This window comes from Flavonifractor sp. An112 (assembly GCF_002161085.1).
GTDB classification, from domain to species: domain Bacteria; phylum Bacillota; class Clostridia; order Oscillospirales; family Oscillospiraceae; genus Flavonifractor; species Flavonifractor avicola.
Map to the genome: position 1 here is coordinate 87,436 of NZ_NFLU01000003.1, position 23,087 is coordinate 110,522.

Sequence of the window (23,087 nt, forward strand, 5' to 3'; positions counted from 1 at the left end):
AAAGCCGCTGCCTTTGGCAGTGGCTTTGTTTTTGCGTGTTCTTGACATATACCGGAAATCTGCTACACTGAGAGCAGGAACAGGAGGGAGCGCCCATGGCAAGACCGAAGAAATGCCGCCGCATCTGTGCCCTGCCCCGGCACAACACCTTTGGACCGCTGACCGGGGGCGGGGACGGGACGGTGGAGATGGCGGTGGAGGAATACGAGGCCATCCGCCTGATGGATCTGCTGGGCTGTACCCAGGAGGAGTGCGCCGCCCAGATGGGGGTGGCCCGCTCCACGGTGCAGCAGGTGTACGATACCGCCCGCAGGAAGCTGGCGCTGGCCCTGGTGGAGGGACGGCGACTGACCATCACCGGCGGCGACTATGCCCTGTGTCCACAGGGGGAAGTATGTCCGGGCCGGAACTGTGCGCGGCGGGACTGCGGCGGAGGCCGCTGCGGCTGCGGGGTGTGTTCCCACCCGGAGGGTCCGGGGTGTGATGGGCAAAATTCACAAAAACTTTTGAAATAAGTTGTGACAATCTGCGTACGACGTGGTATAATCAAATCAGGGAACCGGCCCCGGCCGGCGAACCAATCCCTCTTCGGAGGGCGGAAGGAGTTGAAAACGATGAAGTTCGTGTTCACAGACAAGAAGATCAACCTGCCCAACAAGGTCCACGCCTACGCTGAGAAAAAGGTGGGCAAGTTAGACCGTTATTTTAAGGCGGATGCGGAGGCCGCCATCGTCTTCAGCGTGGAAAAGGACCGCAACAATGTGGAACTGACTATCCGCTCCGGCGGTACCATCATCCGCGTGGCGGAGAGTACCTCCGATATGTTTGCCACCATCGACGCGGCGGTCTCCTCCGTGGAGCGCCAGCTGCGTAAGAATAAGAGCCGCCTGGAGAAGCGCCTGCGTCAGGATGCCTTCTCCCGCAGTGTGGACGCCGAGGAGATTTCCTCCTTTGCCCCCGAGGTGGACGAGGAGGAGTTCAAGATCGTCCGTACCAAGCGCTTCCCCATCAAGCCCATGACGGTGGACGAGGCGGTGCTCCAGATGAATCTGGTGGACCATACCTTCTTCGCCTTCAAGGACGTGGATCAGGATGGACGCTTTGCCGTGGTCTATAAGCGCAACGACGGCGGCTACGGCCTCATCGTGGACGAGGACTGATCATTCAGACGTAAAAAAGGGAGCGGCGTAAGCCGCTCCCTTTTTTAATTATTATTCCAGAGGTGAAAACTCACCGGTGACCGCGTTGACGTAGTAGGTGCCGGTGTCGGTGACAAACCGCCATACCGGCGTCAGCTGGACCTGTCGGGTAGTGTTGCTGGAGAGCAGGTAGCCCCCGTCCATGGTATCGATGCGGCTGCACACATATCCGCCCTCCTTGATCCCGGCCAGAAAGCGGACCAGAATGGTGGGGGTGGAGAGGAGAGACTTGGTGACCGAGGCGGAAATGCTGCCGTCCAGTCGCTGTCCCTCCACCTGGACCAGGTCGTTTTCCAGCCAGTGGAGACGGATGGTGCAGGAGAAGAGGGGAGAACCCTCCCAGCTTTGGCAGTAGGTCAGCACAGTTTCTGCGCCGGTCTGCTCCGTGTCGGACAGGGTGCCGGTAAAGCCCATGGCCTCCAGACAGGCCTGGCTGGAGGACTCATAGTCCTGGTCGCTTTCAAGTCTCCAGGTTCCGGGGGTAAGGGTAATGGTAAAGCTGCCGTTCATGGAAAATTCCGCCACGCCGCCGGGGCCGGAGTAGCGGGGACGTACCTCGCTCTCCCCCTCCAGGGTGACCTCTCCCAGCAGGGCGGCGGCGATGCCGGCTTCGCCGGTCCGGTCACGGGTGACGGTGGTCACCGACAGCGCCAGATCGTCGGGGAATTCATCCAGGGTAAAGTCGATGCCGCCCTGTTCCAGCACGGCCTGGGCGGCCTGCCTGGTTTCCGCCTGGTAGCGCTTGTCCTGGCTGGCCTGACTGCCCACAAGCAGGAGCAGGATGATGTTGACGCACAGCAGCATCAGCAGGATCACATTTTTCAGTTTAGACCATTCCATAGGAACCTCGCGATCTCGTCATTTGGCCACCCATCCGGCCTGGACGGTGTCGCCGCCGCTGTCGCTGTAGCACAGGACCAGCTCCCGGCCCTCCGGGTCCAGGGCCTCCAGAGCTGCGGCGGCCATCCGCTCGTTTAGCACCAGACTGGTTTGGCCAGCATCCTCGTACCGCCGGAACCGGAGGGTAAAGGCGGTAATCTGTCCATCCTGGATGGTGAAGAGGGCGGCGCTGTCGCCGCCGGAGAGGCTGACCTCCGCGCCGTTCAGGCTATAGCCGTAGCGGACGGACAGACCGGTGTCGGTTTCGGTTACATCCATCAGATAGATGCGGGCGGCGCCGCAGTAGCGGCCCACCGTATCGGCGGCCATCCGCCGGGTGGTCTCCACCACCTCGGTGATGTCGTAGCCATACTCACTCCCCACGGGGTAGCGGGAACTGGTGCCCTCCGCCGTGGTATAGGAGACGGTGCCGGTGTTGCTGATCTCCAGGGTCTCCTGGCCTTCCCGGATACGGATACCGTTGGGAATGGCATAGTAGGAGGTCTGGAAGGAGAGAGCCTGCTGCAGACTGCTGATCAGCGTGTCGTCCAGGTTGGCCAGGGGATTGGAGGCGCGGTAAATGTTGGGGGTGGGTGCGGAGGCGGAGATGAGCACATAGGGGTCCAGCCCGTCATAGCCGCTGTCCGTGCCCAGCTCAAAGGCAAAGGGAACGCCGTTGCCGCCGTAACCGGCGATCAGCTCGTCCATATGCCCCTGATAGGTCACTGCCGTTTTACAGGTATAATACAGGCCGTCACTCTCATTATGATAGTACAGCCGCACCCCGTCGTCCGCCAGAGCCACGGCGATCCGCCGGGCGGAGCCAGTGAGGGCGGTGTTGATGCCCCCCTCGCCGGTCCAGGCGCTGAGGGTCTCCAGAGGGATCTTGCCCAGAAAATCAAACCAGACACCGGGGGCACTCAAAGCAGCCTGCCATACCGATTCAGTGACCACCGTGGGGGAGTCCGCACTGGACAGGGCTTCGCCCAACAGAATGCCCACGCTGTCATACAGTTTGTCGGTTTGGGTGGTGTTGTACTGGACGGCGTAGCGGCTCACCCCGTCGCATACCGCGATACGGACCGGGCGGGCGGCGGCGGTGAGCTGCACGGTGTTGCCGGGGTCGGAGGTCTCCACAGTGCTCTGAGGGCGGAAGAGGGAGATCAGCCCGCTCAGCAGTCCCTGGGAGCCGGAGACCCGGTTTTGTACCAGGGCAAGGCCGGTCAGATAGATGGCGGACAGGGAGAGCAGTACGATGAGCAGGGTCTTGAGCCGCTCCAGTCCCCGGTTCCGGCGGCGTCTCGGTTTACTCCTTTCCATGGCGAGGCCCCTCCGTCAGCAGGGTGATGCGCACCGTCAGGCCGGGACCGGGCCGGTCCAGCAGCTCAATGGTGCCCTCGTGCCGGTCGATGATCTCCTTGGCGATGGAAAGGCCAAGTCCGGTGCCGCCGGACTCCCGGGAGCGGGCCTTGTCCACCCGGTAGAACCGCTCGAAGATGCGGCCCCGGTCGGCTTTGGGAATGCCGATGCCGTTGTCGGCCACCTCCATCCACACCTTACCCGGCCACTGGCCGGCGGAGATGCGGATGTGGCCTCCGTCGGGAGTGTACTTGATGGAGTTGGAGACGACGTTCATCATCACCTGCAAAATACGTTCCCGGTCGCCCACGATGTCGGGCAGGCAGGGGGGCAGCTTCAGCTCCACCTGATGGCCGTGGCGCTGGGCCTCCATCAGGATGGCGTTGTATACATCCTGCACCGCCTGTCCGAAGGAGAAGGGGGCCAGCTTCAGCTCCGACCGGCCGGAGTCGAACCGGGAGAGGGTGAGCAGGTCCTGCACGATGTGGGTCATCCGGTCGGACTCATTGAGAATGACCCCCAGGAAATTCTTTTCTGTGTCAGGGGGCAGCTCTCCGGCGTTGTCTACCAGAGTTTCTGCGTAGGAGCGGATGTTGGTCAGGGGGGTGCGCAGCTCGTGGGACACGTTGGCCACAAACTCCCGGCGCATCTCCTCGGTCTTGTGCTGCTCCGTGACGTCATGGATCATCACCAGCACGCCGCCCAGCCGCTCCTGGTCAAAGGGGGTGAGCAGCAGCTCCAGGCTCTTGCCGCCCACGGTACGGGTCCCGTCCAGGTAGCCGGGGGATTGGACCGCCAGCACCCCCTGGAGGGGCGCAATGTCGGAGAACAGGGTATCATAGTTGACGCTGCCGCCAATGGGAATGGCCGTCCCCAGCAGTTCCTCGGCGGCAGGGTTGGACTGGATCACAGCGCCGTCTCGGGCAAAGGCCACCACGCCGTCGGTCATGTGGAGGAACAGGGTGCCCAGCTTGTTGCGCTCGTTCTCCACCTCCTCCAGGGTGTGGTGGAGCTGACGGGCCATGTCGTTGAAGGTGCCGGTGAGGATGCCGATCTCATCCCGGGAGGCCACCTCCAGTTTCTGAGAAAAGTCGCCGTTGGCCACCCGCTCCGCACCCTCGGTAAGCCGCTCAATGGGGGTGATAAGGGTTTTGGACAGCAGGAAGGAGAGGAGTACTGAGATCACCAGACCGAAAACCAGAGCCTCCACGATGAGGGTGATGAGTTCGCTGTTCAGGGCGGCGGCATTGGTGCCGTCGTCCCGGACATAGATGATATAGCGCTGGTCCCCCCGCTGAACGGCCACCGCCACATCCATGTAAGATGCGGAGGGGGTGCTGTCGTCGCTCTTTTCCTCTCCGGCCAGCACCCGCATCAGATTGCGGGAGTCCATGTCCAGAGGCTGGTCGGCGTCCTGCTCGTCAGAGCCCGCCAGCCAGTGGCCGTCCTTACCGTCCAGCACATAGTATTTCCGGCTGCGGTTGTCCACGCCCAGGGTGCCGTTGTAGGCGTTGAGGATCTCGGCAATGCTGGCAGCGCCGTCCTGCTCGCCGGGGGTTGGGGTGTTCAGGTCGGCCCAGAACACCTCGTCGGCAAAGGCCTCCGACATCTGGGTGTAGAAGTCCTGGGTGTAGTAATTGGCCACAGAGTTGATGAGGAACGCGCCCACAACGGTCATCAGCAGAATGATGAGCAGCGTCATGATGAGCATGAGCTTCATGTGCAGGCTGCGGAACATACTGTGGACCACTCCTCTCTTGCAAAAAATAAAGACAGGGCGGGCAGGGACGGCCGCCCCGGCCCGCCAAGATTGCTTCTATCAGGCGTTGAAATAATAGCCCAGACCTCTCCGGGTCACTACGAACTGGGGAGAAGTCGGATCGTCCGATTCCCGGCGGCAGAGCCGCCGGGAGCCCTGGAGATCATTGCATCTGGCCGGGAAAAGTGAATTTCCCCGGCCATCAAGGATTTGCCCGCTGGGCAAATCGCTTGTACGGCGCAGGCGCCGCCCCGCTGTGCGGGGGCCCGTGGAGGACGATCCGGACAGTTGGCGCAGGGTTACGCGTTAAAATAGTATCCCAGGCCTCTCCGGGTCACTACAAACTGGGGAGAAGCCGGGTCGTCCTCCACTTTTTCACGGAGGCGGCGGACGGCCACGTCCACAGCCCGCACGTCACCCACATAGCCCTCGTAGTTCCAGACGTGCTCCATGAGGGCCTCCCGGGAGAATACCTTGCCGGGCTGGGAGGCCAGGAATTTGATCAGCTCGTACTCCCGCTGGGTCAGATCCAGGGGGCGGCCATCCTTGCAGACCACCATCTGGTCGGGATCGATGGAGATGCGGCCCAGTTCCATCCGGCTGCCGGAGGGGACGGAGGCGGGAGCGCCGGACATCATCTCGTTGCGGCGGATGTTGGCCTTTACCCGGGCCAGCAGTTCCCGCATGGAGAAGGGTTTGGTGATATAGTCGTCGGCGCCCAGCTCCAGGCCCAGCACCTTATCGGTCTCCTCCTCCCGGGCAGTAAGCATGATGACCGGGGTGGAGCGGTTCTCCTTGCGGAGGTTGCGGCACACATCAAAGCCGTCCATTTTGGGCAGCATCAGGTCCAGCAGGATCAGGTCGGGATTCTGCTCCAGCGCCAGCTGGAGTCCCGCCTGACCATCATAGGCCTCCAGGGTCTCGTAGCCTTCCTTGGTCAGGTTGAAGCTGAGGATGTCCACAATGTTCTTCTCATCCTCCACAATCAGAATGCGCTTGCTCATGCCAACCTCCTGTCTTTACAGACCCAGCAGCTGCTTGACCTTCAGCACCAGGGCCACCGTCTTGGCGTCCACGATCTCCCCGTCCATGACCTGCTGGGCCAGCTGGGCAAAGGGCACCCGCTCCACCTCCAGAAATTCGTCGTCATCCGGGTGGCAGGCGCCCTGCTTCAGATCCTGAGCCAGATACATATGGAGTACCTCGGAGGAGAAGCCGGGGGAGAGGTACAGGCAGCCCAGATAGGTCAGCTTGCCGCAGGTGACGCCCACTTCTTCTTCCAGCTCACGCAGAGCGGCGGGGCGGTGGTCCTCTCCCTTCTCCAGCTTGCCGGCGGGCAGCTCGGTGACCACGGCCTGGAAGGGATAGCGGAACTGCCGTACAATGCTGACGGTACCGTCGTCAAACAGGGGCAGCACAGCCACCCCGCCGGGGTGCTCCACCACCTCCCGCCGGGCGATCCGGCCATTGACCAGCTGGGCCTTGTCCAGCTTCAGGGTGACAATTTTACCTTCAAAGAGCGTTTCGCTCTCTACAGTCTTTTCCCACAGTTCCATCCGGCATATCCCCTTTTCTTACATCGGTTAGGTGCATTATATCATACTTCCAGGTTCCGTGCCACCCTCAGCTTTTCCAATCAAGCCAATCATTACAGCTGTACGGAAGGGGCCGGAACGGGTATAATCGTTCCTGCATTTGAGAGGAGGCAGACTATGACCATCCAGCCCATCGGCAGCGCCAGCGTTGCCCTGTACATCACCCCCGCCGACCTGAAGGAGCACGGCCTGACACCGGTGGGGCTCACTCTGGAGCAGGCCCTGGAGCTGACCCGTACCGCCTTCCGGCAGGCGGGTATGGATCTGGAGGGCTCCATTGAGATCGAGGCCTACCCGGAGTCCTGCGGCGTGCTGGTGTTTGCCCACGTGCGTCCGCCGGAACAGCGGTGGTTCTCCTTTGCCTGCCTGGAGGACCTGGCTGCCGCCGCCCGGGTCCTGGATCAGCCCAGGCCGGATGCCGCCCTGCTGTGGTGGGAGGAGCGGTGGTGGCTCTCTCTTCCCGCAGAGGCGGAGCAGACTGCCGTACGGCTTTCTGAGTTCGGCCGCAGCGAGGCCGGGCGGCCCCATCTGGAAGCCAGTCTGGCAGAGCACGGGCGCATGGTCTTTCCTGCCGATGCTCTGGCCGGGGTGCTGACCTACTTTCCCGTCTGAGCTATTGACAGCTGTGGTATAATATCAACAGTTGCCGCACAGTGCGCGGCAGGATACCATCGTATCCAGGCGTTTTGCGGGCAAAACGCCTGCTGTTGATGTTACACCATGGCCAAAACCGGCTGCGCCGGTTTTCCGCCGCTCTGCGGCGTACAAGCCCGAATGGCTTGTGGCCATGGTATAATATACGCTCAAGAGATCTGTCCCGGTTGGGAGGTGGCGGAATGGAGAGCAAGGGCGTCAAAATCGTGGCCAAGAACAGTAAGGCCTACCACGACTATTTTATTGAGGATAAGTACGAGGCAGGTATTGAGCTGGCGGGCACTGAAGTCAAGTCCATCCGCCAGGGCCACGTCAACCTGAAGGACTCCTTCTGCATTGTCAAGGATGGGGAGATGCACGTCCATGGGATGCACATCAGTCCCTATGAGAAGGGCAACATCTTCAACAAGGACCCGTTGCGGCCCCGCCGTCTGCTGATGCACAAGCGGGAGATCCTGCGGCTCTTTGCTAAGGTCAAGCAGGACGGATACGCGCTGGTTCCCCTGTCCATCTATTTCCGAGGCCCCTGGGTCAAGCTGGAAGTGGGCCTGGCCAAGGGCAAAAAGCTCTATGACAAGCGGGATTCCGCCGCTGCCAGGGACGCCAAGCGGGAGATGGACCGCACCATGAAATCACACCGCCGCAGCGGTTATTGACAAGGGGGGCACAGCCCCCGAAGAAAGGAAGGAAAATCAAATGGCTCAGAATCCCATTGTGACCTTTGAAATGGAAAACGGCGGCAAGATGGTGGCCGAGCTCTACCCCGATGTGGCTCCCAACTCCGTCAACAACTTTATCAGCCTGGTGAAGTCCGGCTTCTATAACGGCCTGATCTTCCACCGTGTGATCCCCGGCTTCATGATCCAGGGCGGCTGCCCCCAGGGCACCGGTATGGGCGGCCCCGGCTACTCCATCAAGGGCGAGTTTGCCCACAACGGTGTGAAGAACGACCTGAAGCATGACCGGGGCGTGCTGTCCATGGCCCGTGCCATGCATCCCAATTCCGCCGGCAGCCAGTTCTTCATCATGGTGGAGAAGGCTCCTCACCTGGACGGTGAATACGCCGCCTTCGGCAAGGTGATCGAAGGCATGGACGTGGCCGACGCCATTGTCAATGTGAAGCGGGACCGGATGGACCGCCCCTACGAGGATCAGCGGATGAAGTCCGTCACCGTGGAAACCTTCGGTGTGGACTATCCCGCGCCGGAGAAGTGCTGAGTCTGACCGGCTTCCAGTAAAGTGTTACCTGTCGCGGCGCGGCTTGACCGCGCCGCTCCATGGGGGCGTACTGGTTTCGACGGGGACGTAGAGGCGGGAATAGCGGGCGGATGTGCCTGACATCCTTAAAACGGGCAACTTATAAATTAAAGAACAACGATAACGTTGAGCTTGTCGCGGCTTAAGCCGTGACCGTCCCGTCCGGAAGGACCACGAGCCGGAACGGGGCGTCGTTTAGTGGTGCACGTGTGTGCGCAAAGCTTTGAGCGCACCATGAACAATGAAGCTACCAAGCCCTGAAGTTTGACGGCCTACGTCAGGGTGCGGGAATGTAAATGACCGTCTGCGCCCGGAGAAGTTCCCGTTGAAGCGTTTTCGGACGGGGGTTCGACTCCCCCCGCCTCCACCACATTCGACTGATACGGACCCCGGCGCCACGCTTTACTTCGTGGCCCCGGTGTTCGTGTTGGTCGCTCGATTCGACTACAAAAAAGAGACCGCACCTTGATGGTGCGGCCTCTTTTTCATTTTACCTGTGTGAACTGTTCCAGCAGCTGGCGCAGCTTATCATACCCGAACATGGCGGCGTATGCCGTCAGGAAGCCCACGACCACGGCGGCCACCACCAGGTACCACGTCACCGCCACCGCCATCAGCTGGCAGAAGGCGAAGAGGGCTACCAGGGCCAGGACCATGGCCACCGCCAGCGCCAGGATATTCGACGGAACGCTGGTGAAGATCTTCTTCACGACCTCGGTGACGACGTTGGTCAGCACGACCAGCACGGCCACGATGATCAGCACGTAGGAAACGACCGCGGGGATACTCTGAATGATGTTTTCCATGATGTCCTCCTTCTTTTACACGCTCCCGCCCAGGGCGCACAGCAGCAGGTCCAGGGAAGGGCAGTTCTTGTAATTCTCCAGCCAGTAGTCCGGGCTGTTGATGACGCCGGCAGCCACCAGGGCAGCCACCCCGTTCTCCGCCGTCTTCAGCCGTGTGCCGGCCTTCTCGATGACCTGGGCGGCCTTCTTCAGCAGCAGGTCCAGGTACTGGAATTTCTTCGCCTGTTCCGCCCAGTAGTCCGGGCTGTTGATGACGCCCAGGGCCTCCAGCTTCTCCACGGCAGCCTCCACGGAGTCCTCCAGCATAATGACCTGGCCGACGCGGATCAGGTTCTTGTTCTTGATGGCGTTCACTTCCACCAGCTTGTCCACCGTGGTGCCGGCGGCGGCCGCAATCTTCGACAGGGTGTCCCCGGCCACGACGGTGTGCGTCTTCGCTTCCTTCGTCCCTCCTGTTGCCGTTCCGCCCAGCTTCTTCGCAATCTCCGCGAAGTTCGGGCAGATAAAGCCCCTGATGTACTTCCCGTTCACGGCCATGGTCCTGGTTCCGACCTTTCCGCCCGACATGTTCCCCTCGGTCACCACGAAGGTGCTGGCGGCCGTTTTGGTGACGATGCCGATGTGGTCGGAATACCCGGTACAATCACCCTTTCCGGTGTCGTCCCAGTCGTAGACGCAGGCGTCGCCGATTTCGGGCTTGTGGGCGTCGTTCTCGATCCAGATCCCCAGCCCCTTGGCAATCTCGACATACTTCTCCACACCGCACTCGGTCCCGGTGTACTCCGCGATCCCCGCCTTGATGTACGCCGCGCTGACCGTGGTGGCGCAGTATGCGTCCGTGGTCTTCACGGTGTAGCCTCTGGCCAGGGGCTTGTGCCCGTTGTAGATGGCCAGGATTTCCAGGTGCTTCGCGCTCCCTTTAGTTGCCCCGACCCAGCTGGTGATGATGTCCGCGACCTTCTGCCGCAGGTCCTTTTCTGTCATGGTGCATTTCCTCCTTGAATTCCTACGTCCGGCGGCTCTTGCCGGTCTTCCGGCGGTTCCGGCGCGTTTCCTGCCGGCGCCCGGGCCTCTTTCTTCTGCTTCTCGTTTTTAATCCACCCCATGACGCCGTTCTCCACGCCGCACAGGCTGAACACGCAAGCGGTCAGCGTTGAAGGTTCCGTCCCCGTATGCCAAAACACCGCCAGGGCCGCGATAGTGTAAGCTATCAGAACGACGGCTTCCAACAGCAGGATCTTGTCCATCGTTCCTATTTTCGTTTTCTGTTTTGCTCGCTTCCCTCCGCGAAGTTTATGGGCTACCCAGCACGCCGCGAAGCCCACGGCGGCACCGGCGGCCATTGAGGCGGCCGCCACAAAGAACAGCGCCATCATGCCACCTCTTCGTCGTGTGCCGCCTGGTTCAGGTGCTTCTCGATTTTGTTCAGCGCTTCGGACACCGGGCCATTGCAGCCCTGTTCTTTCAGCCCTTTCAGGCATGCCATGATTCCGTAGCACAGCAGGGTCTGTTCTTTCTGGATCGCCTGAATTCTGGCCGTCTGCTTCCGGTCGCTGTCCACGAACTTATAGACCGCAACTACCACGCCGGCAATGGTTCCCAGCGCCCCCAGCAGCTTCGCGGCTGTAATGATGGATTCGGCGTCAATATACACGGTTTATCCCTCCACAAGCTCCCAGCCGGCAGGGTACGCTTCAGGACTCCATACGTTCCCGTCGATGGTGGATTTATACAGGGTCCCGTTGTAGTCCACAATGTCGCCCGTGTTGTATGCGTCGTGGGCGCCGGTCGGTTGGCTCCACACCGGATACCCTTCTTCGTTCAGTCCGAAGGCGTCGTACAGGCTTTCCGTCCCCGCGCCCGGCACCCAGTCGGCCTGGCTCGTGTGCTGCTGTACGACTCTGTATAGCTGCGGGTCTCCGACCTCGTTTACCCCATAGGAAAAGATGTCTCCCACTGCATAGGCGTGCCCCACTTCCCATGTGGGATACACCGTTGCGACCTCCATTGCCTGCTCGTCCGTCAGCGTGTTGGCGTAAAGCTGGAGCGCCCGCCGCAGCTGCTCCGCCGCTTGCAGTCTGTTCATTCCGTCACCCCCAGCAATGCGTTCAGCACTTCCGTGTCCGTCGGCTCCTGTTCCGGTTCCGGCTCCGGTTCTTCTGGCAGGATCTCTTCCGCCGGCGTCATTCCGGTGATGTTCCCGTCCTCGTCCGCGGTAATTTCCACGAAGGGGCCGGACGCCTCCCAGGTTTCCGTGAACTCTTCCGGCAGCTCCGCCCACCCGGGCAGGGTATAGTCGACGCCCTCCAGACTTGCATGGGCGTTGTTCCATTCCTTTTCGATCTTGATAATGGTCATAGCTTCATGCCTCCCCGTCAGGTCATTTTCAGCCAGATGCCGTTCTGCTTCACATACTGCTCTCCGGCGGGTGCGCTTTCCACTGTGTAGCAGCCATCACTGTCAGGGCTGTCAGATACATAGATTTCAGAGGAAAGAGCTAAAGCCGGGCGCGGGCAGTAGTTGTTCGCGTAGTACACGCGGTAGTCGCTCAGCGCCCCCGAAGTATTCACGTAATACGCGTTGCCGTAGTTCGAGCTAGGGGAGCGCAGCCACCAGCTGACCGCTGTCGCGGTCTCGTCATAATAGGCGATTCTGTTTGCCTGCGACCCCGACAGGTATGTGAACGGTGTTCCTTCCTTTGCCGCTCCGTTCTGGTTGGCCACTTCGTTGCACGACAGGGCAAATCCCTTTCTATACAGGTTCACGACGGTGGCGTCCGTATCTCCCGTGATAGCTCCCCTCGCCGTCGGGATCGGGACGTTCACCAGGCACGCCTGAATGATGGGGTCCAACATTCTCGGGTATTCTACGTTGCAGAACATGTCCAGATCGCTACCGTTGTACCCGTTTCTTCCGCTGTCTCCGCCTTTGAAGGCCTTTGTGGCGAAGCTATCCTTCCGCAGGACAGTGACTTCGTTTTTTCCGTAATGGTTATACTGGAGGAAGATCAGCTTCTTCGGCTGCCCGTTTTCGTTCAGCTTCAAAAGGTTTCCCGCCGCCAGGGTGCTGATTTTTTTGCTCATTCCTTGCCTCCTTGAAAATTTTGTCTACCCGCTCGCGCAGCTGCTGGCGCAGCACGCGGGTGTCTCCGTGCTTTGCATGGGCGTTCCACGCTTGGAATCTGTCTTCGATCTCCCTCCGCGTGACCTTGCCCTCTTTGAAGTCCCGCTCCCACCTCCTGATTCTGCGCTTCATGCGTTTCTTTGATGACTGTCGCAGCTTTCTGATGACTCGCCCGCTTTTTGTCAGGTACAGATGGAAGCCGCAGAAGTCGATGCCGTTCTGAAGCGGGTATATCCCGGTCTTCTGGTTTAGTTCATATCCCAGTTCCCTGAACTTCTCCCTGGCCTTTTCCAGCAGCTCCACGGCCTGTTCCTTCGTCTCCACTATCGCGTACCAGTCGTCCATATACATGCCCGACATGGGACAGTGTAGGTCCTGGTTGATGTAGTGCAGCGCCTTGGACAGGTAGAACACCGCGCAGATGTGGCTGGTCTGGTGCCCCAGGGCCAGCCCGTCCACCTGGTCGATGTACTTTTCCAGCAGGTAGCAGAATTCCGGCCCCGGCAGTTTCGGAAATACGACCGCCTTCAGCTTTTCGTGGTCCGTTGAAGGGAAGCATTTTCTGACGTCTCCCTTCACCACCCAACCGCGCGCGTAGTCCCACTCCTCCATGGGCCTGTATGGTAGCCCCGCCTTTTTCCTGATTGTCTCGTCCGCTGCCTTCCGGCGCAGGAAGTATGTGCGCATGTGCTTTTCCAGCAGGTCCAGCCCGTAGTGTTGCCCTTTTCCGGTCTGTGCCGCGAAGGCATTGTACGGAATGGACGGTGCCAGGGCTGGGTACACCACTTCGTCCGTCAGCGCCCGCTGCACGATCTTGTCGCGGAACGACGGTGCGTTTATGACCCTGGGCTTTGGTTCGTAAATCATAAATTGGTCCAGGGCTGCCGGCTCGTATTTTCCGCTGCGCAGGTAGTTGGATAATGCGATCAGCCTGGCCGTCTCCCGGCTCTCGAAGATGGCTTCAGCGCGTTTTCCGCGCTTCCCTCGCCGTGTCTTTCGATAGGCCTCGTCCAGGACTGACACGCTGGTAAACTCTTCATAATTCATTGGCCCGCCGCTGATAGCGCGGCTTCCCTCCTTTGTGGGCCGCCGCGCGTCGGCAGGAAGTGTTTGCCCCTTACGGGGCAGGGAATGGCCTCCTTTGGCAGGCCTCTGCTTTCACCAAATGGTTACTCGTTCGCGGTATCTGCATGCCGAAGCCGGGCGCGGGCAGTAGTTGTTCGCGTTGTTCACGTTGTTGTTGTTCAGCGCCCCCGAAGTATTCACGTAATACGCGTTGTTGTTGTTCGAGTTAGGGGAGCGCAGCCACCAGTTGACCGCTGATACAGGCCATACCCCGAAGTAACGGTCAGCGCCTGGTCATATCGCTTTTGTACCACGCCGCGCACAGGAAGCGCACGTCCATGGACTTCTGCGTCCAGATCGCCGCCTTGTGGGCGTCGACGCCGGGATAGGCCTTCGACGCCTTCAGGGCGTTGATCAGGTTTTCAAATACCAGGCACAGGGCCATTATTTCCTCTTGCAGCGCCTGGCGCTCTTCGCGCTTTGTTTTCAGGCTCTTTGTATTGGCCAGGTAGCACTTGTCCATAATCTCGAAAGTCATATTTTCAAGCCGCTGCCCCGCCGTGTGCCGTCTGTGCTTTGGGATAATATTCGTATTCCCGATTGCCTCCGACGTGTAGATGTATAGGTCCTTCGCTTTGTTCCCCAGGACGAAGGCGTCTTCCTTTTCCCGGCTCTCCGGCCGGTTATCTCGTCTTGATGTAGAAGTCACCGTTCGCCCCCAGGGAGGAAGAGGGCACCGTGGTTCCCGTGTGGATCGTCGGCCCCGCCTTGATTGTCACCCACCGGACGCCCGACGCAGTCTTCTGGAGGTATTGCCCGGTGGTCCCTGTCGTGGGTGCTGTGATTTTCGTGTCGATGGCCTGCTGCAAGGCTTCGTCCGCCGCCTCGTATGCAGCCGTGATTCCATCGTCCGCTTCTTCCATGTCCGCCCGCAGCTGTTCGATCATCTGCAAAAGGTTCCCGGCCTCGTCTTCTCCCAGGATTCCCTTCACATAATCAAACCAGGTGTTGAACTCCGCCAGCATCTGCTCCAGGTAGTCGGCCGTCGGGATATGCTGCACAGCGCTGACAGTAATCCCGCACACAGCGTCGTCCAGCCGCGTGTCTGTAATCATCGTCTGGTCGATCTTGGTGGTGCCAGCGTTCACGCGGACCTCCGCGATCTTCAGGTCGTAGATGTCGGCCGTTCTTGTGATTCCCGGTGCCACGGGGTTCGTGCTGAAGCTGCCCGTCAGCACCTCGGTGGTGATAGTCCTGTCCGTCATGTTCAGGCGCACCACGATGGAGTCTATCCTGTGCAGGGCGCTGTCGGCCGTTGTGATGGCTTTTGTCAGGGGCGTGTCGTTATGATACAGGTATCCCTCCACCCACGCCCGCCCAGCTCCCACCACGACGTCCATGGCGGTTCCCGCCGTCACGCCCAGTTCCGAAGAGTATACGCCGGTGGTCACCAGGGCCTTGATGAACTCCGCCAGCCAGTCAGGCGTGTAGACTCGGTCGCCGTTCTGGGACACAAAAAAGCCGCTGCTTTCGCTCATTCGGTATCATCTCCTAAATTCAGTGTTTCCGGCAGAGGGGAACCGAAGGTGGGCGTGAACGTGGCCACTCCACGCTCGTACACCTCTTCCACCTCCGTCACCCGCTCGTGCATTGTAATTCCCAGCCGCGCATACTGGACGGTCACGATGTCCCCCAGGTCCCAGTCCTTCAGGTACTCGAAGTTTCCGACGTTCTCGCCGTCCCCTTCGAAGTTTTCCACCTTCGGGCACTCGGCCAGCTTCTCCAGGCCGCGCTGCCGCAGCAGGGCTTCGTATTCCTCTGCGGTGACGCCTTCTTCCTGCTGAATGTCTTTTGCGTCAACATACAGCTCCCTGGCCTCTTCGCCGTCCGTCAGATCCACGATAACCACCACGCGGTCGTCTCCTTCGCCCTGTCCGGCAACGTAAGCCTTGTTCTTGTAGTCCACCGACGTCTTCGTATACTTCGGCGCGGCCAGGTTCCCGAACTCGTCGGAGAAGATGACCACCGGGCGCTCGCTCTGCTGCACGCTGCGGTCCGTCCCCTGGAATACTACGAAAGTCATTTCCCCGGGGGCGTATTCGACCCGGTACCCCAGGCCCGACGACTTCGCCAGCCGTTCCTCCACGGTCAGCAGGTTTTTGTATGTGGCCTGCACGTCCACTGTGGTGTCCCCGATCCCTTTCACGGCTTCCGCCGCCAGCTCCGGCACCACCCTGGTGCCCTCCGGTATGACCGTTTTCATGGCCTTCTCCGCTGTCATGTTCATGGTATAGCGCTTCGACAGGATCGCCCGCTCCAGTACAGCGGACAGCATGCGCCCCGTGACGGTCAGGTCGTTTTCGTCAATCTCGATTCCTTCGATGATGGCCGCGTCGTCCTGGTCCAGCCGTTTGATGATGCGGCCCTCTGCCATCAGCTCGACGTTCTCCCTGGTGGCCGGCATGTGGATTTCGATTTCTCCCGGTTCCTGGTACTTTCTCCGCCAGCGCACGCTGGTGGTGGCGTCCGCCACCCCTTGCAGGCCCGTGGCTCTGTCATAGATATACAGGTCCATATCATGCCCCCCAGTATGCCGGCGTCGATGCAAGGACGACCTCCAGGACGTCCGTCCCGCTGTCCGCTGTATATCGGAATACATTCTTCCCCGGCTCTACCTGAAGCCAGGTTCCGCCGAAGTCCCACAGGTTGTTGATGTTGATTTCCTCCGTCTCGCGGTACAGTTTCAGCCGCTTGTTCCCTGGGGCGGTCGTCAGTACGATAATGTCGCCGGCGTGCATGGTCGTGTTGATTTGCAGGCTTTCCTGTCGGCTCACTTCCACCATTCCGGGGTTTACTACCTCGCCGGACGCCCGGAATGTAATCGTCAGTCCTCTGGACACGCTGCTGTCGTTCACTATGGTGGCCATCAGGGTGCTGTCCTTTATGCCCACCTCAAACTCCGGCGCCAGTTCCACCGGCCACTCGATCTTTCCGGTGATTTCTGCCATAGGGTAGCTTTCGTCCTGCACGGCCTTGAAGGTAGGATCGTGGCAAAGAAGCGACAGCTCCACCGCTCTGAAGATCCCGTCCATTTCAAACTCGCAGGACTCCACTTTGTATTCGATTTTCCGTTCCGTTGTGCCGTCGTACAGGTACAGCGTCCCGGTCTCCCTCGGCACAAAGAAGGCGAAGAACTCTTGCCGGATCTCCGCGTGTGTCTTTCCGTTCGGTGGAATTACGGTGGCCTTGATGGTCACGTTTCGCACATTTGCCGTGGCGCCCTGGTACAGCTCGCCGTCTTGCCCGGTTGCTTTCTCGCTCTCCACGTCGCAGTCCAGTTCCCCCAGGCCCTCGGTTTCCTCCAGCCAGTAGGGGAGGGCGTGGGCGAAGGTAATTCTGCGGTCGTCCCGCTCGCATACAATTCTCACGCTTTCACCCCCGCAAGCATTTTTCTGGTGGCGTTCCTGGTTTTCCGTGCCACCTGCGACGGCGTCATTTCGGCGCCGTAGAAGTTCAGTGTCTGATTGAAGCCAGCGGCCGCCGGCACGCTGCTTCCGGTGTTCCCGGCAGAAGACAGGGGCGTGACCCGTGCCTTTCCGTTCAGCAAAGACAGCAGCTCGGGGCCGTTTTCGCCGACCACGGCGCTGCCGGCCTCCAGGATGCCGCCCTTCGCCAGATATGCAATTTCCGGGATACTCGGGATTGTGGGGATTCCGGCGCCCAGCATGTTGATTACGCCGATGACCTGGTTAATCCCGCTGATGAACGTATTGATGAAGCCGATGGCCTTGTTCAGCAGGAAGATAACGCCGTTCAGCGGCGCCTTCACAATGCCCTCCAGGGCCTCGAAGATCCCGCGGAAGATGTCCTGCACTCCCTGCCAGGCTCGTTCCCAGTCTCCCGTGAAGACGCCCGTCACAAAGTCGATGACGCCCTGGAAGATGGTCTTCACTCCGTCGATGATTTGCACCACATTGTCCTTGAAGGCAGTCAAGTAGTTGATGACATTATTCCATGCGGATTGCCACCACGTCAGGAAGGTGGCAGTCAGCCAGTTGATCAGGCCCGTGAAGATTGTCGTGGCGGCCTGGATAATGGTCTGCACCACACTTCCGAAGGTGGACAGCACGTCCTGGAGCATGGCGAAGACGTCGCTCCAGGTCACGCCGAAGACGTCCATCAGGAAACTTTCAAAGACCTGGAACACTTCCGTGATTGCTTCCCACGCAATCGTCAGGGCCTCCTGGAAGGTTTGGAAGACCGTCTGCATGGCCAGGACTACCGCGTCCCACACCGGCGCAAAGGTCGCTTGTATCCACTCCAGGGCCGCCTGGAAGGCCTGCTTGATGACTTCCCACGCTGCCGTGACCGCCGTCCTGAAGCCCTCGCAGTTGTTCCACAGCAGAATGATGGCTGCCGCTGCGGCGGCCACGGCTGCGATCACCAGGCCGACCGGGCCGGTCAAGACCGTCATCACGGTGGCCAGGCCGGTGGCTGCTGCCGTTCCCGTTGTCGCTGCTCCCGTGAAAATGGCGATGGCCGACGACACCGTTCCGATGACCGTGGCCACCGGGCTGATAGCTGCCACAATGGCCAGGATCGCGGCGATGGCGACCTTCTGCCCGCTCGACAGGCTATTAAACCAGTTCAAGAATGTGGTTGCCAGCTGCGTGGCCATAGTCACCACCGGGGCTATGCTTTCGGCCAGATCCGCCAGCGCCTGCTGCATTTCCGCCGAAGCCTCTTTCCCTTCGACTAATGCGGAGTTGCTTTCCTTCCACGCGTTGTATGAGTCCATCAAGCCAGCGTCCGCCAGGGTTTGCAGCACCAGATTTTGGCGTTCCGCCTCAGTTGAACACTCCGCCAGGGCGGCACTGAAGTTCTCCGCTCCGATGCCAAGTCGGTCCAGCAGCTCACCAAATTGCCCCGTCGCCTCTCCGGTAGCCAGCGTTTCTTGCAAGCTGTCCGCCAGAGACTCAATCTTCATCGTGTCCGGGAAGGCCAGGTATGCCCCGGCCAGCCCCTCCACCGCTTTCTGGAGGTTTGATTCTGTGAAACCGGCTTGCAGCAGGTTGGCGGTGGCCTCCACGCTGCTGTCTGTTTCGTCTGATACGACATTAAAAGCCGTAAACGCTTCCCTGGCCGCGTCCACGCCCACGCCTGCCTGTCTGGCGTTGTTATCCAGCTTCGACAGGTCTGTGCGTAATTCTTCCGTTGCTGGTACAGTTGCCAGCACAGCAGCGCCCAGCCCCAGGATTCCCGCCGTTACCGGCGCAGTTGCAGATGCTACCTTTCCTGCGCCTTCCGAAATATTGTTTGCAGCCTGGCCGACCTTCTGCATGGCCACGCTACTTTTTTGGGCCGCTGCCTCCAGGCTTTCCAGGCGCTGCTCCGTTGCGATGATTTCCCGTTGCAGGGCTTGATACTGTTCTTTCGACGCCTCGCCGCGCTGGAACTGCGCCTGCACCTGGGCTTCCGCGGTCTTCAGGCTCTCCAGCTTTGTTCTTGTGTCGTCCACCGCCTGGGCCAGCAGCTGCTGCTTCTGTTCCAGCAGGACCGTGTTCGACGGGTCCATCTTCAGAAGGCGCTCGACGTCCTTCAGGGCGGACTGCGTGGAATTGATCTGCTTATTCACCGACCGCAGCGCGTCGTTCAGCTTCGTGACGTCGCCGCCGATCTCTACGGTGATTCCCTCGATTCTGCCCGCCATGTTCAACCACCTCCCGCTTAAAAATTGTCGAAGTCCCGCTGCGTCGCCTTGTACGGATACTTCGCTTCGTCGTTGCTCTGCTCGATATACATGTCATCGACCATTCCGATAGTCAGCAGATCCAGATCGGCCAGGGAGATGCCCAGCTGCACGCAGCGCAGCAGGAAAAGGGCCGTGTTCATCTCCCTGGTCGATGGTCTTATTTTTTTTTACTGGTCGACATGCCTTCCATGTTCAGGTCCCACAGCTCGATGATTTTCGGGAAGATCTCGTAGATGCTGAAGGTGTTGAAGGTGTCCAGCCACTCTTCCGGGGACGCGGGGACGTTGTCCTTGTCCGCGTGTTTTGCCATGATATAGGCGATATTCTCGAACATTTCCAGGGCCTCCGGGGGGAGGCTCACTTCCTCGTTCTCCTTCTTCTGGTCCAGGCACCGCTGGATCGCCTGCATATCCTGGATAATATCCCGGCGGAACTTAATCCGATACAGGCGCGGCACCGCTGCGGTGGCCCGGAAGGGCACGTCTTTCCCGTCAATCTTGATGATGTCCTGCATGTTTTGTCCCTCCTATCATTACGCCCCGGTGGGGGTGTACACTTCGTTGTACCAGTCGGCCGCCACCTGCTGGGTGGTTTCCGCGCCGGTTCTCGCTTTCACGTATCCGTTCGGCAGGGCGGCGGCAGAGATCGTCACAGTCTCGGTGGACGGCTCGATCTCTTCCTCGGTGGTCGCGCTCTCGATGTTGGGGCGGGTGGACGTGCAGTTATACAGCACGTGCTTCGTCCCGGTCGCGTCGCCCTCGAACTCGAACAACAGGGCGAAGGGGGTAGACTTCGCAGTCGCCTTCTCCATGTAGACCTTGTCGGTCTCCACCAGCTCTTCGCCCAGGCAGTCCACGCGGAACTCGTCCGGCACCAGGGCGGTGGTCAGGTCGCCCTCGTAGCCGTTGTTCTTGGCGCTCTGCCAGTAGACGATGCCGTCAGCATAGAACTTGCTGATGCTGCCCTGCTGCTCCAGGGACATTTCCACGGCGCCGGGCCAGGGCTTCGGCTCTCCATAGGTGGGGAAGGTGGTCGCCGTTCCCTCTGCCGTGATGGGCGCGTAGTGTACGTTCTTCAGGTTGTATTTGACTTTGTCAGCCATTTTTTACACCTCGATTTCATAGATGATTTCGTGCATGTGTTCCGACTCGATGTAGGTCTCGTCCTTCGTCCAGTAGATCCCGGCAGCGGTCAGCGCCCGCTCCACCAGGGCCTCGGTCTCCGGCTCTTTTGCGTCGGTGTATAGCTCGATGGTGTACCGCTGTGCGCTGAAGTACACCACTCCGTCGGCGGCCATGTTGTTCGCTTGGCCGGCGTAATATACGCAGAAGGGCGGGTCGGGCGATTTGCCTTCCTCCCACATGCGATATGCCACAGGCAGGCCCGTGGCGGTCAGGATCGCGCGGACGTCTTTCGGTTCTTTCACGGCTGGCATGCCTCCTTCGCCTTCTGCTCGAACTCCTTTATGGCGGTCTGCTCCGCCGGTTCAATGTGCGGTTGCGCCTGTACGCGGCCGCCTCCGCGCTTTGCGTGGCCTTTCTCCAGTAGGTGGGTCAACTGGTAGTCGGTGGCGTTGTGGACCGTGTAGCGCACGCTGGCGGCGTTCTCGAAGGCCTTTGTCTTCTTCCAGCCCCTGCGGTAGTCTCCCGTCAGCTTCGGTGAAGTGCTTCGCAGCTCCTTCACGCAGCCGTCCGCTGATTGGCTCGCCGCTTTCTTGATTCCGTCCGCCGTTGCGGTTGCATACTCTTTCACAGCCTCCGATACTGCCGTGGCCAGCCCGTCGATCCCGACTCTATTTGCCACGCACGTCACCCGCCTTTTCGGTGACATACAGTTCCACGTCCTCGCCTCTATTGAAGGTTCGGTAGACGGTCAGGCGCTTGTCCGCTGCCACCTCCACGATGGTCTGGCCAGTGTAGTCGCTGGCGTGTACCACCACCGTGCAGGACGGTTTCAGCCCCATGGCGCCGGCAGCCGCCGTTTCCGCCCTGGAAGGGCTTTGCAGGTCCGCCCACACCTCCAGGCTTTCGTCCGTGTATGCAGGGTTCCCGATGTCGTCCAGGACAGGGTTCCCCGCCTCGTCCAGCTGCGTGACGCGCCGGATCAGCTTCACTCTGTCGCTGAAGTACAATAGGCCACCTTCTTCCTGATTTCGTCGCGCATGGTCATGTAGTCCTCCCGGTTCACGGCCGCCTCGTCGTTGTTCAGGCCGAACTTCCAGCGGACGAAGCAGCGGATCGCCCCCAGAATGAGGGCGTCCGCTTCATCGTTCGCTTTGCTTTCCAGGACTCCCAGCCCGATCAGGTCCAGGCGGCACTCTTCGATGATGTCGGTCAGCTCCGCGTCCACTTCCGCGTTCTCGCCGCGGCGCACGGCTCTGCGCAGCTTGGCCAGGTATTCAGCAGTCACCGCCATGGCTCACACCTCCGGGTTAGGCGTTCGCGGCAATCTGGCACACCATGAAGCCGTTGTGCCGGATCAGGTTGCCACCGGCCATGACCTCGCCCAGGATAGTCAGCAGGCCCTCGCCGAACTTGTAGTCCTTGCTGACTTCGACGGTGTAGTCGCCGAACAGGCCCAGCTCGTAGTTCATCGGGTCTCCGTAGACCATGGTGTTCACGGCGCTGGTGGTCTGTGCGGTGCCAGACAGGGGCGTCAGGGCGCTGTTGATGGTGTAGGGAACAGCCAGGCCGCCGTCCTTGATGATGCCGGTGTTGGGGTTGCCAGCGTCGGGCAGGATCTCATACACCGCCTTCTTCTCGTTGGTACCACGGACGTCGCCAAAGGCGATCAGGTCGGTCTTGTGCAGATACAGGCGCGCATTTGCGCCCACATTCTCGTCTCCGCCATACCCCAGGACGATTTTCCGCAGGGTGTTCTGGTCAATGACGCCCTTCCCGCTGCTCACAGTCATGGCCAGGGTGGTGTAGATGGCCTCGCTCTTGGTGTTCACCGCGTTCTTGATGCCGTAGAAGGTGCCGTCGTTGCCGTTCACGATCAGCTTCGATACCTTGGCGCGAAGCGCGGTAAGGGCCAGCTCGCGGACCTTCTCCGCATAGGGGACAGGGGTCAGCTTCTCGATGTTCTTGGACACATAGGACACGACGTTGACCAGGTTGGGCTTGATGGCCGCCACCCGGAAAACGGGGTCGCTCGGGTCGGGTGCGGTGCCGTCGGTGCCGTCGTCGGCCTCGGGCATGCTCTTCACATAGGCCTCGGTCCACTCGCCGCAGCCCGTGCAATCCATCACGCGGACCTGGTCCACGATGGAGGAAACGACGTTGAAGCCCTCGTCGATGGTCTGACCCACGCCGGTGGGCTTCGCCAGGCTGTCGGTGGTGATCAGGGTGGAGCGAAGGGAAGCCAGCCCGCGGCGCACTTCATCGGCGGACAGGGTCAGCTTCTTGCTGCGGTAGATTTCCTCGGCGCGTTCCTCCTTGTCCTCTCCGCCCTCGCTGCCGGGGATCTCGGTCAGCTTATTGGCCACGGCCTGCTTGGAGCGCAGGGTGGCCAGCTCCGTGTTCAGGCCGTCGACCTCGGTGTCCAGCTCCTTGGTGCGCTGCTCGTCGGCGCCCTCGATCTCTTTGGCGATCTCCGCCTTTCTGGCCTCGATTTCCGCAATTCTCTTCTGGTACATGG

Annotated in this window: 31 protein-coding genes and 1 other RNA gene; 6 read left to right on the top strand and 26 right to left on the bottom strand. The window is 60.5% G+C overall.

Going from position 1 to position 23,087, the window contains the following annotated elements:
• Positions 1-95: 95 nt before the first annotated feature.
• On the top strand, positions 96-515 hold the full coding sequence (locus tag B5E56_RS03450) for a DUF134 domain-containing protein (RefSeq protein ID WP_087388601.1): 420 nt from the start codon (positions 96-98) through the stop codon (positions 513-515).
• A 99-nt stretch (positions 516-614) separates the two neighbouring features.
• A complete protein-coding gene (gene raiA, locus B5E56_RS03455) occupies positions 615-1,160 on the top strand; it encodes a ribosome hibernation-promoting factor, HPF/YfiA family (RefSeq protein ID WP_087187636.1) in 546 nt (181 codons plus the stop codon).
• A gap of 51 nt (positions 1,161-1,211) precedes the next feature.
• Here the strand turns inward: raiA and B5E56_RS03460 are convergent, their stop codons facing one another.
• The 5 genes from B5E56_RS03460 to B5E56_RS03480 all read right to left on the bottom strand — a co-directional run bounded on the left by B5E56_RS03460 (position 1,212) and on the right by B5E56_RS03480 (position 6,752).
• The gene (locus B5E56_RS03460; protein ID WP_087388603.1) at positions 1,212-2,039 is read right to left on the bottom strand and encodes a hypothetical protein; all 828 of its coding nucleotides are present in this window, start codon (positions 2,037-2,039) and stop codon (positions 1,212-1,214) included.
• 18 nt (positions 2,040-2,057) lie between these two features.
• Positions 2,058-3,398 carry a hypothetical protein gene (locus tag B5E56_RS03465; protein WP_087388605.1) on the bottom strand — a complete coding sequence of 447 codons (1,341 nt, stop codon included), beginning with the start codon at positions 3,396-3,398 and terminating at the stop codon, positions 2,058-2,060.
• Positions 3,385-5,175, bottom strand: coding sequence for an ATP-binding protein (locus B5E56_RS03470; RefSeq protein WP_087388607.1), 1,791 nt, complete (start codon positions 5,173-5,175; stop codon positions 3,385-3,387). The genes B5E56_RS03465 and B5E56_RS03470 overlap by 14 nt, the downstream gene beginning before the upstream one ends.
• A gap of 320 nt (positions 5,176-5,495) precedes the next feature.
• Positions 5,496-6,200 (bottom strand): response regulator, encoded by a 705-nt coding sequence (locus tag B5E56_RS03475; protein WP_087388610.1) that lies wholly within the window; start codon positions 6,198-6,200, stop codon positions 5,496-5,498.
• A 15-nt stretch (positions 6,201-6,215) separates the two neighbouring features.
• On the bottom strand, positions 6,216-6,752 hold the full coding sequence (locus tag B5E56_RS03480) for an NUDIX hydrolase (RefSeq protein ID WP_087331170.1): 537 nt from the start codon (positions 6,750-6,752) through the stop codon (positions 6,216-6,218).
• 156 nt (positions 6,753-6,908) lie between these two features.
• Here B5E56_RS03480 and B5E56_RS03485 point away from each other — a divergent pair, with 156 nt between their 5' ends.
• The 4 genes from B5E56_RS03485 (at position 6,909) to ssrA (ending at position 9,072) form a co-directional block, all read left to right on the top strand.
• Positions 6,909-7,403, top strand: a complete 495-nt coding sequence (locus B5E56_RS03485; RefSeq protein WP_087388612.1) for an adaptor protein MecA — start codon at positions 6,909-6,911, stop codon at positions 7,401-7,403.
• Between the two features lie 224 nt (positions 7,404-7,627).
• A complete protein-coding gene (gene smpB / locus B5E56_RS03490) occupies positions 7,628-8,101 on the top strand; it encodes an SsrA-binding protein SmpB (protein ID WP_087388614.1) in 474 nt (157 codons plus the stop codon).
• Positions 8,102-8,141: 40 nt separating this feature from the next.
• Entirely contained in the window at positions 8,142-8,663 is a 522-nt protein-coding gene (locus B5E56_RS03495) for a peptidylprolyl isomerase (protein ID WP_087187644.1), read from the top strand.
• A gap of 61 nt (positions 8,664-8,724) precedes the next feature.
• Positions 8,725-9,072: a transfer-messenger RNA gene (ssrA, locus tag B5E56_RS03500) on the top strand.
• A 115-nt stretch (positions 9,073-9,187) separates the two neighbouring features.
• Here ssrA and B5E56_RS03505 read toward each other — a convergent pair.
• From B5E56_RS03505 to B5E56_RS03595, 21 genes are all read right to left on the bottom strand, one after another.
• Positions 9,188-9,508 (bottom strand): hypothetical protein, encoded by a 321-nt coding sequence (locus B5E56_RS03505; protein WP_087388616.1) that lies wholly within the window; start codon positions 9,506-9,508, stop codon positions 9,188-9,190.
• A 15-nt stretch (positions 9,509-9,523) separates the two neighbouring features.
• A complete protein-coding gene (locus B5E56_RS03510) occupies positions 9,524-10,492 on the bottom strand; it encodes a LysM peptidoglycan-binding domain-containing protein (RefSeq protein WP_087388618.1) in 969 nt (322 codons plus the stop codon).
• Positions 10,489-10,884 carry a hypothetical protein gene (locus B5E56_RS03515; protein WP_143383119.1) on the bottom strand — a complete coding sequence of 132 codons (396 nt, stop codon included), beginning with the start codon at positions 10,882-10,884 and terminating at the stop codon, positions 10,489-10,491. The genes B5E56_RS03510 and B5E56_RS03515 overlap by 4 nt, the downstream gene beginning before the upstream one ends.
• Positions 10,881-11,162 (bottom strand): branched-chain amino acid ABC transporter permease, encoded by a 282-nt coding sequence (locus B5E56_RS03520; RefSeq protein WP_087388622.1) that lies wholly within the window; start codon positions 11,160-11,162, stop codon positions 10,881-10,883. The genes B5E56_RS03515 and B5E56_RS03520 overlap by 4 nt, the downstream gene beginning before the upstream one ends.
• Before the next feature lie 3 nt (positions 11,163-11,165).
• On the bottom strand, positions 11,166-11,594 hold the full coding sequence (locus B5E56_RS03525; RefSeq protein ID WP_087388624.1) for a carbohydrate-binding protein: 429 nt from the start codon (positions 11,592-11,594) through the stop codon (positions 11,166-11,168).
• Positions 11,591-11,866: a hypothetical protein gene (locus tag B5E56_RS03530; protein ID WP_087388626.1), complete on the bottom strand. Its 276-nt coding sequence runs from the start codon at positions 11,864-11,866 to the stop codon at positions 11,591-11,593. The genes B5E56_RS03525 and B5E56_RS03530 overlap by 4 nt, the downstream gene beginning before the upstream one ends.
• Positions 11,867-11,883: 17 nt before the next feature.
• Positions 11,884-12,591, bottom strand: a complete 708-nt coding sequence (locus tag B5E56_RS03535; RefSeq protein WP_087388628.1) for a DUF6273 domain-containing protein — start codon at positions 12,589-12,591, stop codon at positions 11,884-11,886.
• Positions 12,500-13,678: a reverse transcriptase domain-containing protein gene (locus B5E56_RS03540; RefSeq protein WP_087388630.1), complete on the bottom strand. Its 1,179-nt coding sequence runs from the start codon at positions 13,676-13,678 to the stop codon at positions 12,500-12,502. The genes B5E56_RS03535 and B5E56_RS03540 overlap by 92 nt, the downstream gene beginning before the upstream one ends.
• Before the next feature lie 301 nt (positions 13,679-13,979).
• Entirely contained in the window at positions 13,980-14,234 is a 255-nt protein-coding gene (locus tag B5E56_RS14370) for a hypothetical protein (protein ID WP_143383120.1), read from the bottom strand.
• A 145-nt stretch (positions 14,235-14,379) separates the two neighbouring features.
• Positions 14,380-15,234, bottom strand: coding sequence for a hypothetical protein (locus tag B5E56_RS03550; RefSeq protein ID WP_087388634.1), 855 nt, complete (start codon positions 15,232-15,234; stop codon positions 14,380-14,382).
• Entirely contained in the window at positions 15,231-16,271 is a 1,041-nt protein-coding gene (locus B5E56_RS03555; protein WP_158098651.1) for a siphovirus ReqiPepy6 Gp37-like family protein, read from the bottom strand. Before B5E56_RS03555 ends, B5E56_RS03550 begins: the two co-directional genes overlap by 4 nt.
• Position 16,272: 1 nt before the next feature.
• Positions 16,273-17,124, bottom strand: a complete 852-nt coding sequence (locus B5E56_RS03560; protein WP_158098652.1) for a phage tail domain-containing protein — start codon at positions 17,122-17,124, stop codon at positions 16,273-16,275.
• Positions 17,121-19,406: a hypothetical protein gene (locus tag B5E56_RS14585; RefSeq protein WP_158098653.1), complete on the bottom strand. Its 2,286-nt coding sequence runs from the start codon at positions 19,404-19,406 to the stop codon at positions 17,121-17,123. Before B5E56_RS14585 ends, B5E56_RS03560 begins: the two co-directional genes overlap by 4 nt.
• A gap of 17 nt (positions 19,407-19,423) precedes the next feature.
• On the bottom strand, positions 19,424-19,588 hold the full coding sequence (locus B5E56_RS14700) for a hypothetical protein (RefSeq protein ID WP_164496868.1): 165 nt from the start codon (positions 19,586-19,588) through the stop codon (positions 19,424-19,426).
• Positions 19,589-19,605: 17 nt separating this feature from the next.
• Positions 19,606-19,962 carry a hypothetical protein gene (locus tag B5E56_RS03565; protein ID WP_087388640.1) on the bottom strand — a complete coding sequence of 119 codons (357 nt, stop codon included), beginning with the start codon at positions 19,960-19,962 and terminating at the stop codon, positions 19,606-19,608.
• 18 nt (positions 19,963-19,980) lie between these two features.
• Complete coding sequence (locus B5E56_RS03570) at positions 19,981-20,550, bottom strand: major tail protein (RefSeq protein ID WP_087388642.1); 570 nt, start codon at positions 20,548-20,550, stop codon at positions 19,981-19,983.
• Positions 20,551-20,553: 3 nt separating this feature from the next.
• Positions 20,554-20,823, bottom strand: a complete 270-nt coding sequence (locus tag B5E56_RS03575; protein ID WP_242958754.1) for a hypothetical protein — start codon at positions 20,821-20,823, stop codon at positions 20,554-20,556.
• 47 nt (positions 20,824-20,870) lie between these two features.
• Positions 20,871-21,251, bottom strand: a complete 381-nt coding sequence (locus tag B5E56_RS03580) for an HK97 gp10 family phage protein (RefSeq protein WP_242958756.1) — start codon at positions 21,249-21,251, stop codon at positions 20,871-20,873.
• Complete coding sequence (locus tag B5E56_RS03585) at positions 21,241-21,465, bottom strand: hypothetical protein (RefSeq protein ID WP_158098654.1); 225 nt, start codon at positions 21,463-21,465, stop codon at positions 21,241-21,243. The genes B5E56_RS03580 and B5E56_RS03585 overlap by 11 nt, the downstream gene beginning before the upstream one ends.
• 92 nt (positions 21,466-21,557) lie before the next feature.
• A complete protein-coding gene (locus B5E56_RS03590) occupies positions 21,558-21,857 on the bottom strand; it encodes a hypothetical protein (protein WP_143383121.1) in 300 nt (99 codons plus the stop codon).
• A gap of 22 nt (positions 21,858-21,879) precedes the next feature.
• Positions 21,880-23,085, bottom strand: a complete 1,206-nt coding sequence (locus tag B5E56_RS03595) for a phage major capsid protein (protein ID WP_087388651.1) — start codon at positions 23,083-23,085, stop codon at positions 21,880-21,882.
• Positions 23,086-23,087: the final 2 nt, after the last annotated feature.